The organism is Streptomyces sp. NPDC053367, from assembly GCF_044545925.1.
Classification (GTDB): Bacteria; Actinomycetota; Actinomycetes; order Streptomycetales; family Streptomycetaceae; genus Streptomyces.
On record NZ_JBITYN010000010.1, the window covers coordinates 85,223 to 100,172 of the forward strand.

Below are 14,950 nucleotides of genomic sequence, written 5' to 3' on the forward strand. Positions count from 1 at the left end.
CTAGTGGCTGTCGTCGCCCGTGACCCGTTCCAGGAGGATGGCCTCCCAGGCGTGGCGCAGGTGGGTGCGCAGCAGGGGGAGCGGGGTGGGGTCGTCGCCGTCGAGGGCGGCGGCGAGGCGGATCACCGTGTCGCAGCGGGCCAGCCACAGGCCGCGCAGACAGGGGCGGGCGCCGTAGCCGGCGAGGGTGGCGGCGCGCACGGCGGCCGGGGAGCCGACGGCGAGGGCGAGGCCCGCGATGTCCTCGGCCGGGTCGCCGAGGATCGCGTCGCCCCAGCCGAGGACGCCGCGCACCCGGCCGTCGGCGCTGACGACGAGGTGGTCGCCGGTCAGCGCGTGGTGGACCAGCACGGCGGCGCCGGGCTGCGCGGCGAGCTGGACGGCCGCGGGCGGGGTGAGCTGGTGCAGCCGCGCGGGGTCGAACTCGTCGGCGCGTGCGAGGCGTTCCGCGGCGAGGCCGGCGGCCCGGCGCAGGGACTCCAGGGAGCGCGGCGAGGTGCGCGGCACACCGAGGATCTCGGCCTGGCGCGCGGGCACCTCCCGCAGCCCGGTGAGCAGCCCGGCGAGGTCGGCCTCGCCGACGGCGGAGACGTCCTGCCGGTCCCCGGAGCCGCCGGGCACCTTGGTGTCGAGGGTGCAGGCGAGGCCGGGCGCCCACTCGCCCTGGGCGACGCTCACCGGCACGGCGACCGGCACGTGCGGCCGGACCAGGTCGCGCAGCCGCACCTCGCGGCGCAGCCGGACGGAGGCGTCCGGGTCGGGCGCGAGGCGCAGCACATGGCGGGTGCCCACCCACCAGGTGGTCTGCCGGATGCTCTCGGGCACGGCACGCACGTCGGCGTCCTTGGTGCCCTCCTCGGTGAGGGTCTGGACCAGCCGGCGGACGGTGTCCGCGGTGGGGGTCGGTGCCTGGGTCATGGTCGCGCCGTTGTCGCTCGGAGGTGTGGTCGGCCGGGGGCGGGCGCCCGTTGCGGGGCCCGGTCAGTCCACTATGACCATCTCGCGCGTGGTGTCGTTCAGCCTGCGGCCCCCGTCCTCGGTGACGGTGACGATGTCCTCGATCCGGACGCCGAAGCGGCCCGGCAGATAGACGCCCGGTTCGACGGAGAAGCACATGCCGGGCACCAGCTCCCGCTCCTCGCCCTCGATCATGTACGGCGGTTCGTGGGTGGTGACGCCGATGCCGTGGCCGGTGCGGTGGATGAAGTACTCGCCGTAGCCGGCGTCCGCGATGACCGCGCGGGCGGCCCGGTCGACGTCCTGGCAGGCCGCGCCGGGCCGTACGGCGGCGAAGCCGGCCTCCTGGGCGGCGCGCACGACGTCGTGGACGCGGCGCTCCTCCTCGGTGGGCTCGCCGACGTGGACGGTGCGGCTGGTGTCGGAGCCGTAGCCGTGCCGCAGGCCGCCGAAGTCCAGTACGACCATGTCGCCCCGCTCGATGACGCGGTCGCCGGCCTCGTGGTGCGGGTCGGCGCCGTTGGGGCCGGAGCCGACGACGGTGAAGTCGACCTGTTCGTGGCCGTGCTCGAGCAGCAGCCGGGCCAGGTCGGCGGCCACGTCGGACTCCCGGCGGCCGGCGAAGGGCAGCGTGCGGATGTCCTCGAAGGTGGCGTCGGCGGCCGCGCCCGCGGCGGCCATCAGCTCCAGTTCGGCCGCGTCCTTGACGGCCCGCAGCATGGGCAGGGCGTCGGTGAGGGCGGCGTAGGAGGTGCCGGGCAGCGCCCGCTGCAGGTTCAGCAGGTGCAGCGCCCAGGCGTTGTCGCTGACGCCGACCCGGCCGTCCGCGCGCAGCAGCTCCGCGGTCAGGGCGTAGGGGTCCTTGCCGTCGGTCCAGTCGCGCAGGGTCAGCGCGGGCGCGCCGGGTGCCTTGGCGGCGTCGGGGGCCTCCAGGGCGGGGACGACGAGGACGGGATCGTGACCGGGGGCGAGGACGAGCGCGGTGAGCCGTTCGGTGATCGCGGTGGGCGCGTAGCCGGTGAGCCACACGAGGTCCGGTCCGGGTGCGACGAGCAGTGCGGCCAGTCCCGCGTCGGCGGCCGCCTGCGCGGCCCGCCGCATACGGGCCCGGTAGTCGTCGGCGGTGAAGGGCGCGGGCGTACTGCCGGTCATCCGGGCCTCCCTGGACGGGCGAAGGGGCTACGGGGAGCATCCTGCCCGGCCGGGAGGGGCGACGCGAGCCGGTTGGCGAGGCCGGCCGGGCCTGTCGCGCGGGCCGGTCGCCGCGCACCACGGGCGGCTAACGCCATACCCTTGCCCAACCATTAGCCCTAATGGTTTGATCGACTCAATCCATTAGACCGTTCACAGGGGGCCACACCACCGTGCTCGTACTCGCCCACATCAGCGACCTGCACCTCGACGGAAGCCCGCGCGCGACCGAGCGCGCCCAGCGGGTGCGCGACCGGCTGTGGCGGCTGCCGGGCCGGGTGGACGCCCTGCTGGTCACCGGGGACATCGCGGATCACGCCGAGGAGTCGGAGTACGAGGAGGCCGCCCGCGTGCTGGGCCTGCGCGACGGCGACGCGCCCTTCCCGGTGCTGACCTGCCCGGGCAACCACGACAGCCGGGCGCCGTACCGCAAGGCGCTGCTGGGCGAACCGGCCGCCGACGGGCCGGTCGACAGCGTGCGGGTGTTCCCGGGCGGGGCCGTGCTGATGTGCGACTCCAGCATCCCGGGCGCGGACGAGGGGGCGCTGGACGAGGAGACGTACGACTGGATCGAGCGGACCCTGGACGGCCTGGACCCCGGCCTGCCCGCGCTGCTCGCCTTCCACCACCCGCCCGTCGGGCTGCACCACCCGCTGCCGGACTCCTACCAGCTGGCCGACCCCGGCCGGCTGGCCGCGCTGCTGGAGCGCCGGCCGCAGATCGCCGGGCTGATCACCGGCCACGCGCACACGCCCGCCGCGACCGTCTTCGCCGGGCGGCCGCTGCTCGTCGGGCCGGGCGTGACCTGGACGCTGAATCTGCCCTGGGAGGACGATCAGGTCGCCGACCGGGACGCGCCGGTGGGGCTGGCCTTCCACATCCTGGACGACGCCGGCCGGCTGACCACCCACTTCCGCGTGGTCACGTGACGACCCCCGGGACGACGGACAACTGCTGGTAGGCGCCGCTCTCGTGGCGCACCGTCACGGTGACCGCCCGCCCCTGGCGCGCCGCGCCGACCGCGCGGACCAGGTCCGCGGCCGTGTCGACGCGGGCGTCGCCGAAGGTGAGCAGGACGTCCCCGCGCACCAGGCCCGCCGTGTAGCCGGGCCCCGGCACATGGACGCCGACGACGAGGGCGCCCGCCTTCTCGGCGTCGACCGCCTCCACGCCGAGCGTGGCGCCCGCGGGAGCGGGTGGGGCCGGGGCGCGCGTGGGCGCGGGCCGCGCGGAAGGGGCGGGCGGCCGGGGCGGCAGCCGGTGCTGGAGCTCGGCGAGCCTGCTCATGGCGATCACGGTGGTGCCCACCGTGCCGAGACCGACCCCGGACAGCACCAGCACGATGCCCACGAACGTCCCGAACAGCAGGGTCGTGAGCCGCCGGCCACGGCGCCGCGCGGCGTGCGGCCGCCGGGCCGGCCTCTCCTCCCGGCCCTTGGTGCCCCCGTGCTCCTGGCCGGGCATCGGCTTGGGACGCAGCGCAGTCTGTTCCATGGTTCGCCTCCGGCTGGTGCTCTACCCGGCGCACCCCGGCGCGACGAGCCACGAACGAGTGAGACTGCCCCGCGGCGGGCCGCGGGCAGCCTTACCCGCTGAGCCGCTCGCGGATCCGTGAATCGGGCTGCGTGACCTGCGGCGACGTGCTTATCGTGGGGCGCCGCCGAATCCCGGTGGCGGGTGAACGGCTGCCCAGGGCGGGAACGTTGCGGCGAAAGGGCCGAGAGATGACCGAGCACGCCACCGCCGACCCGGCGACGGAGGCGTTCGTCGCCCACCGGAACCTGCTGTTCACCGTCGCCTACGAGATGCTCGGCTCGGCCGCCGACGCCGAGGACGTCCTCCAGGAGACCTGGCTGCGCTGGAGCGACGTCGACCTGGAGCAGGTGCGCGACCAGCGCGCCTACCTGGTGCGGATCACGACCCGGCAGGCCCTCAACCGGCTGCGCAGCATGAAGCGCCGCAAGGAGGCCTACGTCGGGCCCTGGCTGCCCGAGCCGCTGCTGACCGCGCCGGACGTGGCCGAGGACGTGGAGCTCGCCGAGAGCGTGTCGATGGCGATGATGCTCGTCCTGGAGACGCTGGCGCCCACCGAGCGGGCCGTGTTCGTGCTGCGCGAGGCCTTCGACGTCGGCTACGACGAGATCGCCGAGGCCGTCGGCAAGACCCCGGCGGCCGTCCGGCAGATCGCCCACCGCGCCCGCCGCCACGTCGACGAGCGGCGCCCGCGCCGGACGGTCCCGGCGAGCGCGTCCCGCGCGGCTCTTGAGGCCTTCCGGCGCGCCGTCGAGACGATGGACCCGCAAGGCCTGCTGGAGGTGCTCGCGCCGGAGGTCGTCCTCGTGAACGACGGCGGCGGCGTCAAGCAGGCCGCGCCCCGGCCGATCCTCGGCGCCGACAAGGTCACCCGCTTCTTCTTCGCGATGCTCGAGAAGAACAGCGACGTCACGATCGGCCTCTCCCCCACCGTGGTCAACGGCACCCCGGCGCTCCTCGTGCACATGGACGGCGAGGTCGACGGCGTCCTGGCCGCCCAGGTCGAGGGCTCCGCTATCACCGGCCTCTACTACGTCCGCAACCCGCACAAGCTGACCCGTATGACCACCGAGACCCCGCTCGCCCTGCGCTGAGGGCGGCGGGGGCCGTCCCGGCGGTCCGCGGGGCCGTTGCTGCTCCTCCCGGGCCACGGCGGCCGGGGAGGCGCCCGCGCCGGGGCGGACGGGTCAGCCTCCCAGCAGGGACAGGGCCGGGGCCGGCGGGCGGTCCGGGAGCAAGCCGTGGGTGCGACGGGCCAGGTAGTCGGCCTTGTAGCGGTCCACGTGGCGGTGCCAGTTGAGGATGCCGGACATCCAGTTCCGCAGCGCCCCCACATAGTCCTCCATCGCCTTGCGGTCCTCGGCGGACAGCCGGAAGTCCTGGTGGACGACGGGCAGTTCCACCGCGGCGACATGCTCGAACTGCTCCATGCGCCGGTTCATCAGATCCGCGACGATCCGCAGCCCCGTCGGATAGTCGCAGCCGAAGAAGGTCTGCACCACCAGGATCGCGTTGTGGACCTCGCCCTCGTACTCGATCTCCTTCTGGTAGGAGAAGACGTCGTTGAGCAGGCAGGCGAAGTCGATCGCGGCGTTCTCCAGGGAGCGCACGGGGCCGCTGCGGTAGACCTCGGCCGGGATGAAGGGGGCGTGGCCCCTGCGGCACATGCTGAGGGTGAGGTCGGAGCCGAAGGTGGCGCGGCGCATCTCCAGGTAGTCGACGGGGTCGGGGACGCGGTTCTGGATCTGGTTGGCGAGCTCCCACTCCCAGGCCTGGGTCATCACGTCCACCGCGGCCTTGAGGGTGCGCCTGGCCGCCGGGTCCATGGTCGCGGTGGTGCGCGCCCACAGGTCGGTCAGCATGCGTTCCATGCCGTTCACCGGGACGATCGGCTCCTCGCCGTCGAGCGGCATACAGGCGGACAGGCGCGCGGTGGTGAGCCGGGCGGCGGCGAGGTCGCGGCGGCGGCCGAACACGAGCGGGTAGTAGTCGTCGCCGTAGGTGCCGAAGGCGAGCCAGTGGGCGCTGAGGTCCAGGGCCTCCTGGCTGCCGTCCGGGTCGAGACCCGCCGAGCACAGCGCCAGGTCGCAGGAGGCGAGCTTGTCCTCGTCCCACACGCCCTCGCTGAGGACGCCCATGCGGTGTGTCCACGCCAGCAGGCTGCCGCGGGCCCCGTCCAGGCCGGGGTTCAGGCGCAGCCGGAACGGCATGCGGATGTCCGGCACGACGGAGGGTCCTACCTTCTGGAACGGCCTGTGGGTGTAGGCGCGCAGCCGCTCGGCACCCGCCGAGGCGAGCAGGGCGCGCGGTTCGGCGCCGCCGCCGAGGGGGCGGTTCCAGGGCGAGCCGGGCAGGGCGTTCCGGTTCATGTACCGGCTGGAGCGCATGTGCCACTCGTGGCCGCCGGACTGCCAGTCCTGGAGTCCCTTGGTGTACGCCGCGACGGCCGCGACCTCGGCCGGGCCGAGCCCCTTCTCCAGCGCCACCGCGGGGACCTCGGTGAAGGCGGTGTGCTCGAACTGGTGGAGGCGGGAGGTGAGGACGTCGTTGACGGTGTCGGCGGCCTCCTGGGTGGTGCAGCCGAAGAAGGTCTCCAGGACGAGCACGCCGTTGCTGTTCTCCCCTTCCTCCTCGACCTCCCGCTGGTAGGAGAACAGGTCGTTGCGCAGGTGCACGGCGTCGGAGAAGGTCTCCGTCAGCACCCTGAGCGGCCGGGAGCCGGCCACGGCCGCGGGCACCTCGGCGGTCGCGTACTCCACGAGCCCGGCCGACCAGGGGGCGCCGCCCACCTTGCGGCGCATCTCGATGTACTCGACCGGGTTGGCGATCCGGCCCTCGTTGATGTTGGACAGCTCCCACAGGGACTCGTTCAGCAGGTGTTCCGTGGCGACGGCGAAACGCCGGCGCCAGTCCTCGGACATCGCCGGGACGGTACGGGTCCACAGGTCGGCGAGCCCCGCCTCGACCGGGTTGGCCGGCTCCGGCATCGGCGCCGCCGGGTCCATCGGCATGAACAGCGGCAGCCGGTCCAGATGGGCCTTGCCGCCGGCCCGGTCCTGGCTGCGCTTGAAGGTCTCCAGGAAGTGGTCGTCGAAGAAGAACACCCACACATACCAGTCGGTGATCAGGGAGAGGGCCGGGCCGTCGCAGTCGGGGTGGGTGTAGGCGCAGAGCAGGCCGTAGTCGTGCGCTTCGAGGTCGGCCTGCTCCCAGACCCCGGATCCCTCCAGCATGCCCATCTCGCGGGCCCACTCGGCCGAATGGGCGCGGGCCTGGTCGAGGTGCGGGTTCAGGCGCGCGGGATGCGGCATGTAGAAGTGCGGGAGTTCGAACGGCTGCGTCATGGCCGGGCCCTACCCGCGTGCCCGAAGCCGCATCCGTCCGGCCCCACATGATCACTCCATCGCATGAACAACCGCCGAAACCAGTACTTTTCCGACGCGACCGCGCCACGGAGCGCCCTCGCGCGGTTCTCGCGCGTCCCGCGCCGGGTCCCCCGCGCGCGCTCTTGCCGGGCCGCGTCCCGACGGTCACCTTGGTCGCATGACCTCCTTCACGCTCCCGCACGAGCTGCACGGCGACGGTGCCCACAAGGTGTTCGCGGTGCACGGCTGGTTCGCCGACCGGTCCGCGTACGCGCCCGTGGTCCCGGATCTGGACCGCACGTCCTTCCAGTACGCGCTGGTCGATCTGCGCGGCTACGGGCGGGCCGCCGCCGCCACGGGCTCGTACACCACCGGCGAGGCGGCGCTGGACCTGGTGGAACTCGCCGACCGGCTGGGCTGGGACCGCTTCTCGGTGGTCGGGCACTCCATGGGCGGGGCGGTCGCCCAGCGGCTGCTGGCCGTGGCACCGCACCGGCTGCGCAGGATCGTCGGTGTGTCGCCGGTCCCGGCGTCGGGGCTCGCGCTGCCGCCCGAGCAGTGGGAGTTGTTCGCGGACGCCGCGCACCGGCCGGAGAACCGGCGGGCCATCATCGACTTCACCACCGGCGGGTGCCGTCCCGGCGCCTGGCTGGACCGCATGGTCGCCCGGTCCCTGGCGGTCAGCGACGCCAAGGCCTTCCGCGTCTGGCTGGACTCCTGGGCCCGGGAGGACTTCCACGCCCGGGTGGAGGGCGCGCCGGTACCCGCGCTGGCGCTGACCGGCGCGCTCGACCCGGCCCTGTCGGCGGACGTCATGCGGCAGACGTGGATGGCCTGGTACCCGCGCGCCGCCCTGCACGAGCTGGCGTCCGCCGGGCACTACGCCATGGACGAGACGCCCCTCGAACTGGTCCGCGTGGCCGAGGACTTCCTGCGCGCCGACGACGAGGACGACCGGGCGTGACGGACCGCGGGACCGCGCCCCGCCGCCCCCCGGCCCCCGAGCCCCCCGCCGCCGAGACGCCGGTAGCCGAGACCCCGGCCGCAGGTCTCCCGGTCCCCGACGTCTTCGACCCCCGCCGGTACGCCACCGCCGTGCCCTACGGCGACTACCGCGTCCTGCGCGACCATCACCCGGTGGCCTGGCAGGAGGAGCCCGAGGTGCTGGGCTGGCCGGCCGGGCCGGGGTTCTGGGCGGTCACCCGGCACGCGGACGTGGTGCGGGTGCTGAAGGACGCCGCCTCCTTCTCGTCGTACGCCGGAGCGACGCAGATCCGTGATCCCGACCCGGAGGACCTGCCGTTCATCCGGCGGATGATGCTCAATCAGGATCCGCCGCACCACGGCAGGCTGCGGCGGCTGGTGAGCCGGGCGTTCACACCGGGGCGGATGGAGCGGTTCACCGCGGTCGCGGAGGAGCGGGCCCGCGGCCTGTGGGGTGAGGCCGTGCGCCTGGCCCGGGAGGACGGCGGCGCGGTCGACGTGGTCGCCGCGGTCACCGACGACTACGCTCTGCTCAACCTCGCCGATCTGCTCGGTGTGCCGGAGAGCGACCGGGGGCTGCTGCTGCACTGGACGCAGCGGGTCATCGGCTACCAGGACCCGGACGAGGCGGGGACGCCGGTGCTCGACGACCGGGGCCGGCCGGTGAACCCGCGCTCGCCCGCGATGCTGCGCGACATGTTCGGCTATGCGCGGCAACTGGCCGCGCACAAGCGGCGGCAGCCGGGCGACGACGTGCTGACCGTGCTCGCGCACGACGCCGAACTCGACGGGGCCGAGCTGGAGATGTTCTTCTTCCTGCTCACGGTCGCCGGGAACGACACCGTGCGCAGCGCCGCGCCGGGCGGACTGCTTGCGCTGGCGGAGCATCCCGGCGCACAGCAGGAGTTGCGGGACGGAAGGCACGAACTCGCGAGCGCGGTCGAGGAGTTGCTGCGTTGGCATCCACCCGTCCTCACCTTCCGGCGTACCGCCGTACGGGACACCGAACTGGGCGGGCGGAGGATCCGGGCGGGCGAGAAGGTGGTCGTCCTCCACGCCTCCGCCAACCGGGACGAGCGGGTCTTCGCCGAGCCCGGTCGGCTGGACCTGTCGCGGGCGCCGAACCCGCATGTGTCGTTCGGGGACGGTCCGCACGTCTGCCTGGGCGCGCACTTCGCGCGGCTCCAGCTGCGGGTGCTGTACCGCGAGGCGCTGCGGGCGCTGCCGGGGCCGTGGACGGCCGGGGAGCCGAGGCGGCTGGTCTCCAACTTCATCAACGGCGTCAAGTCACTCCCCCTGTACGTGACTTGACGCCGCCGAATCGTCCTTCCCCGCCCCGGGCCTGGGCGGGGAAGGTCTCATGACGGGCCGGCCGGCGCCCATCCGCACCGGCCGGCCCGTCTGTCCGGGTGGCCCGTCCGGGCCGGGTGGCCCGTTCGGGCCGGGTGCCTCAGAAGGTGAGGTTCCAGCTGTTGAGCGTGCCGCTGTCGGCCGAGTAGACGTCCTGGACGCGCAGCTTCCAGGTGCCGTTCGCGACCTCGGTGGAGGCGTTCACCGTGTAGGTGGTGTTGACGTTGTCCGCGGAGTCCGAGGAGCTGGAGGACTTCAGACGGTACGCCGACCCGTCCGGGGCGATCAGGTCGATGACCAGGTCACCGCGGTAGGTGTGGGTGATGTTCACCCCGACCTTGAGGGTGGAGGGCGCGTTGCCGCTGATGCCGGAGACGGTGATCGGGGACGTGATCGCCGCGCCGCCGTCCGGGATGGCCACCGCGGAGGTGCTGGAGAAGGTCGTGCCGGTGCTGGTGCCGCCGGCGACCGCCTGCACGGTCTTGGTGGCGTCGGCGAGGCCGGCGCCGCAGCCGCCGGAGCAGGTGCCGGGCAGCGCGCGGGCGTTGGTCTTGATGGCCGACTCGATCTGGGCCGGGGTCAGCGTGGAGTTGGCCGACTTCATCAGCGCGACCAGGCCCGCGATGTGCGGGGTGGCCATGCTGGTGCCCTGGTAGTAGGCGTAGGACTCGGTGGACGGCGTCTTGGTGCCGGAGTTCAGCGTGGAGTAGATGCCGTTCGCGGTGCCGGTGCTCATCTCGCCGCCGGGCGCGGAGATGTCGACCAGGGAGCCGTAGTTGGAGTAGGAGGCCTTCGAGCCGGTGCGGCCGGTCGCGGCGACGGAGATGACGTTGCTGCAGTTGCCGGGCGAGTGGTTGGCCACGTTGTCGTTCTCGTTGCCCGCCGCGACGACGACCGTGGTGCCGCGGTTGACGGCCGCGTTGATCGCGGACTGGGTGGCCGAGGTGCAGGCGCCGTCGCCGCCGAGGCTCATGTTGATGACCTTGGCGACGTTGGTGTTGGCGGGGACGCCGGTGACGGTGCCGCCGGACGCCCAGGTGATGGCGTCGATGATGTCGGAGTCGTAGCCGCCGCACTTGCCGAGCACCCGCAGCGGGGAGATCTTGGCGCCGTAGGCGATGCCGGCCATGCCCTTGCTGTTGTTGGTGACCGCGGCGATGGTGCCGGCCACGTGGGTGCCGTGCCAGGAGGAGTTGCTGGCGGGGACGCCCGTGCCGCACTCGCCCGCGGCGTACCAGTCGCCCGGGTCGGCCGGGTTGGAGTCACGGCCGTCGCCGTCGACGGAGACGGCGGTGTCGGAGATGAAGTCGTAGCCGCCGACGATGTTGCCCGCGAGGTCGGAGTGGGCGACGTAGCCGGTGTCGATGACGGCGACGGTCACGCCGGAGCCGGTGGCGGTCGACCAGGCACCCGGGACGCGCATGCCGGCGGTGGTCTCGAACAGGTCCCACTGCTTGGCGTAGTCGGTGTCGTTCGGGTCGGCCTTGGGGGTGTTCAGGCGGTCCGGGACGACGTAGGCGACCTGCGGGTCGGCCTGGTACTCGGCGATGACGTCCGCGACGTCCGCCCGGGTGAGGTCCTCGCCCAGGTCGACGAGGGCGGCACCGGTGCCGAGGCGGCGCTGGAAGTCGAGGTCCTCGCCGGCCTCCTTGCCCTTGGCGGCGGCGTCGGCCTCGGCGGCCGCGTTGGAGTTGGCCTCGGCGGCACCGGACTTGTAGCCGACGATCAGACGCTCGGCCGGGGTGCCGGGGGCGGCCTCGGTGCGGGCCGCGAGGTCGGCGGAGGGGGTCGGGGAGGCGGTGTCCTGGGCGACGGCGACCGTGGCGGTGGCCGCGGTGAACAGGGCCGCGGTGACGGCGGCGGCGGAGACCAGTCTTCGCCGGGTGGGGGCAGAGGTACGCAAGGGCTTGCCTTTCGTGACCGCTCCGAGCAGGGCGGAGCGGTGGACTGGCGCTTCGTCCTCGAAGCGGAGGGGGGCTGTTCGAAAAGCGTTCGCGTATGGCCGGCCAGGCGCGTTACGCCGACCCGTCGTGGGGGTTACCTGGGGGTCGGCTGTGTTCGAACGATAGGGAAAGGCGTGTGCGTAGGGGTACAGGGGAAACCCTCGATCCGGCCGGAATCCCACCCTTGCCGTCCCCCGGCCGACCTGCTTTGCCCCTCTTCATCCAGATCCCCCGGCGCGAGAACGCGCCGGAGGATCCACGTGCTCCGCGGGGTCAGTTGACGTAGACCGCGGCACCTCCGGTGGTCACCGGCGCGTACTTGGCGCTGAAGTACGCGTTGGAGAAGCACAGGGACGAGCCGGAGACCTTGGTGAAGGGCTGGTTGGAGAAGGTGATGCTGTTGTCGGCGTTGCTCGCCGCGCCCGTCAGGCTGGAGCCCTGGTAGACGCACGAGACGTTGCCCAGCAGGGTGCGCAGCGAGACCGTGGTGCGGATGGTGGAGCCGGCCGGCGGGGTCACGGTGAGGACTCCGGCGGACGTCACGGTGGCCGTGTACGGCAGGTTCTGGACGGTGATGCCGTTGACGCCGGTGACCCCGGTGACATTGCTGGTGCAGGAGCCGAAGGTCTGCGCGGTCAGCGACTCGGTGGCGGTGCCCGGCGCGGTCGGGTTGGCGGTGACGGTGGCCGAGAACTGCGAGGTCGCGCAGCTCACCCCGCTGGTGCCGGTGGTGCTGGAGTAGAAGGTGGCGGTGGTGCCGGAGGCCAGGGAGGCGTTCAGCACGGCGCCGGTGGCGACGGGGGTGCCGCCGAGTCCGCCCGTGGTGAGGACGGGTCCGGCGGCCGCGCCGGCGGGGGCGGCCAGCGGGAGGGTTAACGCCGCGGCTGCGGCGGCGATCGGGAGAAGGGTGCGAGTACGCATGCGGATGCCTCTGCTTCCGGAATGGGGGTGGCGGCCGTGCCGGTCCGGGTACGCGGCCGTGCCGCGGGACGGTCCGGATCCGGCGCCACGGATCCGGGAGAAGCAAGGGAGTTTGTAGAGCTGACAACCAGTCAACGTCAATGGTTCGAACGGAACTTGACCCCGAGACAATAAAATCGGCGGCTCCTGCTGACGCGAAGTCCAGTAGTTGCGCACGAACGGTTGACCGCACATGTAACCCCGGGTAACTTCCCCGATACGGCCACAGCGGCGCACGAGAAAGCCCTTGCGAACACCGGGAGTTCGCGAGCGGAGGCACCGCCGTGGCCGGCGTCCGCGCCAGGACACCGCGCCACTGGAACCCACACCGCACTCATCCGCACTGGGAGCAGTCATGGCCTCGTCCCCGGACCACACCCCGCACCCCACGCCCGAACCACCGGACGGCGACAGCGCCGCGGCGCCCGCGCAGGGCCCCGAGAGGCACGGCCGGGTCCGGCTGCGGCGGGCCGCGGTGCCGGCCGTCGGGGCCGTCGCCGCAGTCGCCGCGCTGGCGATCCTCACCGCGCAGGGCGCGCTCGGCGTGCAGTTCGCGATCTCCGGCATGCCCTTCACCGTCACCGCCAGCTCGCTCGACGGCACGGGCTTCGCCCAGTTCGGCGGGCTGGACAACATGGCGGAGGGCAGCCCCAACGAGGGTGACACCGGCGGTCAGGTGCTGGTCGTCACCTCCGTGATCGACGACGCCACGCTGACGGACCTGTGCCAGAGCGTCGACCTCGGTGGCACCAACCTGCTGATCAAGGCAGGCTGGGGCAAGGAGAAGGTGAAGGCGAGCGGCCTCACCACCGACTCCACCCAGCTGTCCGGCGACGCCGCGTTCCGCAACATCGAGATCGGCAACGACGCCAGCACCCTGGACAAGGTCAGGACCAAGGGCCCCATCGGCGTGTTCAGCCAGCAGGCCGACACCGTGCACATCGACAACCTGCGCCAGACCAACTACGCCACCACGGCGGCGGTGTTCCGGCTTCCCGGTCTCAAGCTCGGCTTCAGCGAGTCGGGTTGTCCGTGAGCCAGGCGGGCGAGCGCACCGGGGCGCGGGCCGCGTTCCGCCACTGGCGGGGCCGCCGGCCCTTCTGGGGCGGGCTGCTGCTGACCCTCGCCGGGGCGGAGATCCTGCTCACCATGAAGGCGTCGCTGAAGGTCGTCCTGCATGTCGGCATGCAGGGCCTCGCCGGCTACCTGCTGCCGGCGCTGATGGTGCTGTGCGGCCTGCTGCTGCTCTGCAGCCCCGGCCAGCGCCTCTTCTACTCCCTCACCGGTCTGCTGCTCTCGCTCGGCACCTGGGCCACGTCCAACCTCGGCGGCTTCCTGCTCGGCCTGCTCCTCGGCTGCGCCGGCAGCTGCCTGGCCTTCGGCTGGCTGCCCGACCAGGAACCGCGCCGCAGCCGGCGCCGCCGCCGCAGGGAGGCGCGGGCGGCTGCCGCGCACTGAACGAGAAGGCCGCGGGGAAGGCCGTACGCCGTTCCCCGCGGCCTTGCCTCCCGTGCGTGTACGGGGCGGTCGGCCGGGGCGTCAGTCCAGACCGGCCGACTTCAGCCAGGCCTTCGCCACGTCCAGCGGGTCCTTGTTCTCCAGCTGCACCTGGGAGTCCAGCTCCAGCAGTGTCTTGGTGTCGAGCTTGGCGGAGACCGCGTTCAGCGCGGCGACGCCCTCCTGGGACAGCCCGCTCTTGTACACCAGCGGGGTGACGTTGGCGAACCCGAAGAGGTTCTCCGGGTCCTGGAGGACGACGAACTTCTCCTTGGTGATGATCGGGTCGGTGGTGAAGATGTCCGCCGCCTGCACGGTGTTCTTCTTCAGCGCCGCCTGGGTGAGCGGACCGCCCGCGTCCAGCGCCTTGAAGGACTTGAACTTCACCCCGTACTCGGACTCCAGGCCGACCAGGCCCTGGTGGCGGGTCTGGAACTCCGGCGAGCCGCCGATCACCAGCTCCGGCGCGATGTCCTTGAGGTCGGCGAGCGTCGACCGCTCGGTGAGGCCGTACTTCTCCGCCGTCTCGGCGTTGACGGACACGGAGTCCTTGTCCTCGGCCGGCGAGGACCGGAGCAGCGTCAGCTTGCGGTCCAGCTTGGCCTTGACGGCGCTGTTCACCGCCTCGGCTGACTTCTGCTCGGCCTTGGGGTCCAGATAGGCCAGCAGGGAGCCGTTGTACTCGGGCAGCACGGTGATCGTGCCGTTCTTCAGCAGCCCGTACGTCGTCTCGCGGCTGCCGATGTTGGGCTTGTAGGTGACCTCGATGCCCTTGGCCTTCAGGGCCTCGCCGTAGATGTCGGCGAGCAGGATGCTCTCGGCGAAGTTGTTGGAGCCGACGACGACCGAGTCGCCCTCGGCCTTGCCGCCCACGAGCGGGTTGTCGGAGGTTCCGTCGTCCGAGCCGCATCCCGCGACGAGCGTCGCCATGACGGCGAGCGTCGCCACGGCGACGCCGGGGTGTCTCGTGAGGGTCCAGCTGCTCTTCTCGGTAGAAGTCACAATGTCCGTTCCGGGCTCGGAAGTCGGTGGTCGGGGCCGGGCGTTCGGTGCGTGCGTGCGGGGCTGCCGTGGGCGTGCGCGGGGTGCGGGCTCCGCTCACCCGTCGATCCAATCCAGCGGGTTTGCGGTCAGTCAAGAGCAGCCTGGTCACCAATTGGCATCGGGGAG

Annotated in this window: 13 protein-coding genes; 6 read left to right on the top strand and 7 right to left on the bottom strand. The window is 72.8% G+C overall.

Translation table 11 applies throughout. The features are described from left to right. Both ACIGXJ_RS27195 and ACIGXJ_RS27200 read right to left on the bottom strand, forming a co-directional pair. Complete coding sequence (locus ACIGXJ_RS27195) at positions 1 to 918, bottom strand: aminoglycoside phosphotransferase family protein (RefSeq protein WP_399650405.1); 918 nt, start codon at positions 916 to 918, stop codon at positions 1 to 3. Positions 919 to 981: 63 nt separating this feature from the next. After that, entirely contained in the window at positions 982 to 2,109 is a 1,128-nt protein-coding gene (locus ACIGXJ_RS27200; RefSeq protein WP_399650407.1) for an aminopeptidase P family protein, read from the bottom strand. 212 nt (positions 2,110 to 2,321) lie between these two features. Between ACIGXJ_RS27200 and ACIGXJ_RS27205 the strand changes: the two genes are divergently transcribed. Next, a complete protein-coding gene (locus ACIGXJ_RS27205) occupies positions 2,322 to 3,077 on the top strand; it encodes a metallophosphoesterase (protein WP_399650410.1) in 756 nt (251 codons plus the stop codon). Here the strand turns inward: ACIGXJ_RS27205 and ACIGXJ_RS27210 are convergent. Further along, complete coding sequence (locus ACIGXJ_RS27210; protein WP_399650412.1) at positions 3,070 to 3,642, bottom strand: PDZ domain-containing protein; 573 nt, start codon at positions 3,640 to 3,642, stop codon at positions 3,070 to 3,072. The two genes, ACIGXJ_RS27205 and ACIGXJ_RS27210, sit on opposite strands and share 8 nt — an antisense overlap. Before the next feature lie 230 nt (positions 3,643 to 3,872). Here ACIGXJ_RS27210 and ACIGXJ_RS27215 point away from each other — a divergent pair, with 230 nt between their 5' ends. Beyond that, entirely contained in the window at positions 3,873 to 4,775 is a 903-nt protein-coding gene (locus tag ACIGXJ_RS27215; protein ID WP_399650415.1) for an RNA polymerase sigma-70 factor, read from the top strand. Between the two features lie 93 nt (positions 4,776 to 4,868). On the opposite strand, the gene cyc2 is transcribed toward ACIGXJ_RS27215, so the two are convergent. Continuing rightward, positions 4,869 to 7,025 (bottom strand): germacradienol/geosmin synthase Cyc2, encoded by a 2,157-nt coding sequence (gene cyc2, locus ACIGXJ_RS27220; RefSeq protein WP_399650417.1) that lies wholly within the window; start codon positions 7,023 to 7,025, stop codon positions 4,869 to 4,871. A gap of 199 nt (positions 7,026 to 7,224) precedes the next feature. Between cyc2 and ACIGXJ_RS27225 the strand changes: the two genes are divergently transcribed. Both ACIGXJ_RS27225 and ACIGXJ_RS27230 read left to right on the top strand, forming a co-directional pair. Then, entirely contained in the window at positions 7,225 to 8,010 is a 786-nt protein-coding gene (locus ACIGXJ_RS27225; protein ID WP_399650420.1) for an alpha/beta fold hydrolase, read from the top strand. Positions 8,011 to 8,141: 131 nt separating this feature from the next. Further along, the gene (locus tag ACIGXJ_RS27230) at positions 8,142 to 9,341 is read left to right on the top strand and encodes a cytochrome P450 (protein ID WP_399650991.1); all 1,200 of its coding nucleotides are present in this window, start codon (positions 8,142 to 8,144) and stop codon (positions 9,339 to 9,341) included. A gap of 139 nt (positions 9,342 to 9,480) precedes the next feature. Here the strand turns inward: ACIGXJ_RS27230 and ACIGXJ_RS27235 are convergent, their stop codons facing one another. Both ACIGXJ_RS27235 and ACIGXJ_RS27240 read right to left on the bottom strand, forming a co-directional pair. Next, the gene (locus ACIGXJ_RS27235; protein WP_399650422.1) at positions 9,481 to 11,283 is read right to left on the bottom strand and encodes a S8 family serine peptidase; all 1,803 of its coding nucleotides are present in this window, start codon (positions 11,281 to 11,283) and stop codon (positions 9,481 to 9,483) included. A gap of 313 nt (positions 11,284 to 11,596) precedes the next feature. Then, positions 11,597 to 12,244 carry a Tat pathway signal sequence domain protein gene (locus ACIGXJ_RS27240; protein WP_399650425.1) on the bottom strand — a complete coding sequence of 216 codons (648 nt, stop codon included), beginning with the start codon at positions 12,242 to 12,244 and terminating at the stop codon, positions 11,597 to 11,599. 394 nt (positions 12,245 to 12,638) lie between these two features. On the opposite strand from ACIGXJ_RS27240, the gene ACIGXJ_RS27245 reads away from it, so the two are divergent. Next, complete coding sequence (locus ACIGXJ_RS27245; RefSeq protein WP_399650428.1) at positions 12,639 to 13,319, top strand: DUF6230 family protein; 681 nt, start codon at positions 12,639 to 12,641, stop codon at positions 13,317 to 13,319. Next, a complete protein-coding gene (locus ACIGXJ_RS27250) occupies positions 13,316 to 13,741 on the top strand; it encodes a DUF6114 domain-containing protein (protein ID WP_399650431.1) in 426 nt (141 codons plus the stop codon). The genes ACIGXJ_RS27245 and ACIGXJ_RS27250 overlap by 4 nt, the downstream gene beginning before the upstream one ends. A gap of 81 nt (positions 13,742 to 13,822) precedes the next feature. On the opposite strand, the gene ACIGXJ_RS27255 is transcribed toward ACIGXJ_RS27250, so the two are convergent. Continuing rightward, positions 13,823 to 14,782, bottom strand: coding sequence for an ABC transporter substrate-binding protein (locus ACIGXJ_RS27255; RefSeq protein WP_399650433.1), 960 nt, complete (start codon positions 14,780 to 14,782; stop codon positions 13,823 to 13,825). Positions 14,783 to 14,950 lie beyond the last annotated feature (168 nt).

Excerpts from the sequence above, each read along its gene's own strand:
- ACIGXJ_RS27240 (WP_399650425.1), bottom strand. The coding sequence starts at position 12,244 with ATGCGTACTCGCACCCTTCTCCCGATCGCCGCCGCAGCCGCGGCGTTA.
- ACIGXJ_RS27225 (WP_399650420.1), top strand. The coding sequence starts at position 7,225 with ATGACCTCCTTCACGCTCCCGCACGAGCTGCACGGCGACGGTGCCCAC.
- ACIGXJ_RS27210 (WP_399650412.1), bottom strand. The coding sequence starts at position 3,642 with ATGGAACAGACTGCGCTGCGTCCCAAGCCGATGCCCGGCCAGGAGCAC.
- ACIGXJ_RS27215 (WP_399650415.1), top strand. The coding sequence starts at position 3,873 with ATGACCGAGCACGCCACCGCCGACCCGGCGACGGAGGCGTTCGTCGCC.
- cyc2 (WP_399650417.1), bottom strand. The coding sequence starts at position 7,025 with ATGACGCAGCCGTTCGAACTCCCGCACTTCTACATGCCGCATCCCGCG.
- ACIGXJ_RS27195 (WP_399650405.1), bottom strand. The coding sequence starts at position 918 with ATGACCCAGGCACCGACCCCCACCGCGGACACCGTCCGCCGGCTGGTC.
- ACIGXJ_RS27245 (WP_399650428.1), top strand. The coding sequence starts at position 12,639 with ATGGCCTCGTCCCCGGACCACACCCCGCACCCCACGCCCGAACCACCG.
- ACIGXJ_RS27200 (WP_399650407.1), bottom strand. The coding sequence starts at position 2,109 with ATGACCGGCAGTACGCCCGCGCCCTTCACCGCCGACGACTACCGGGCC.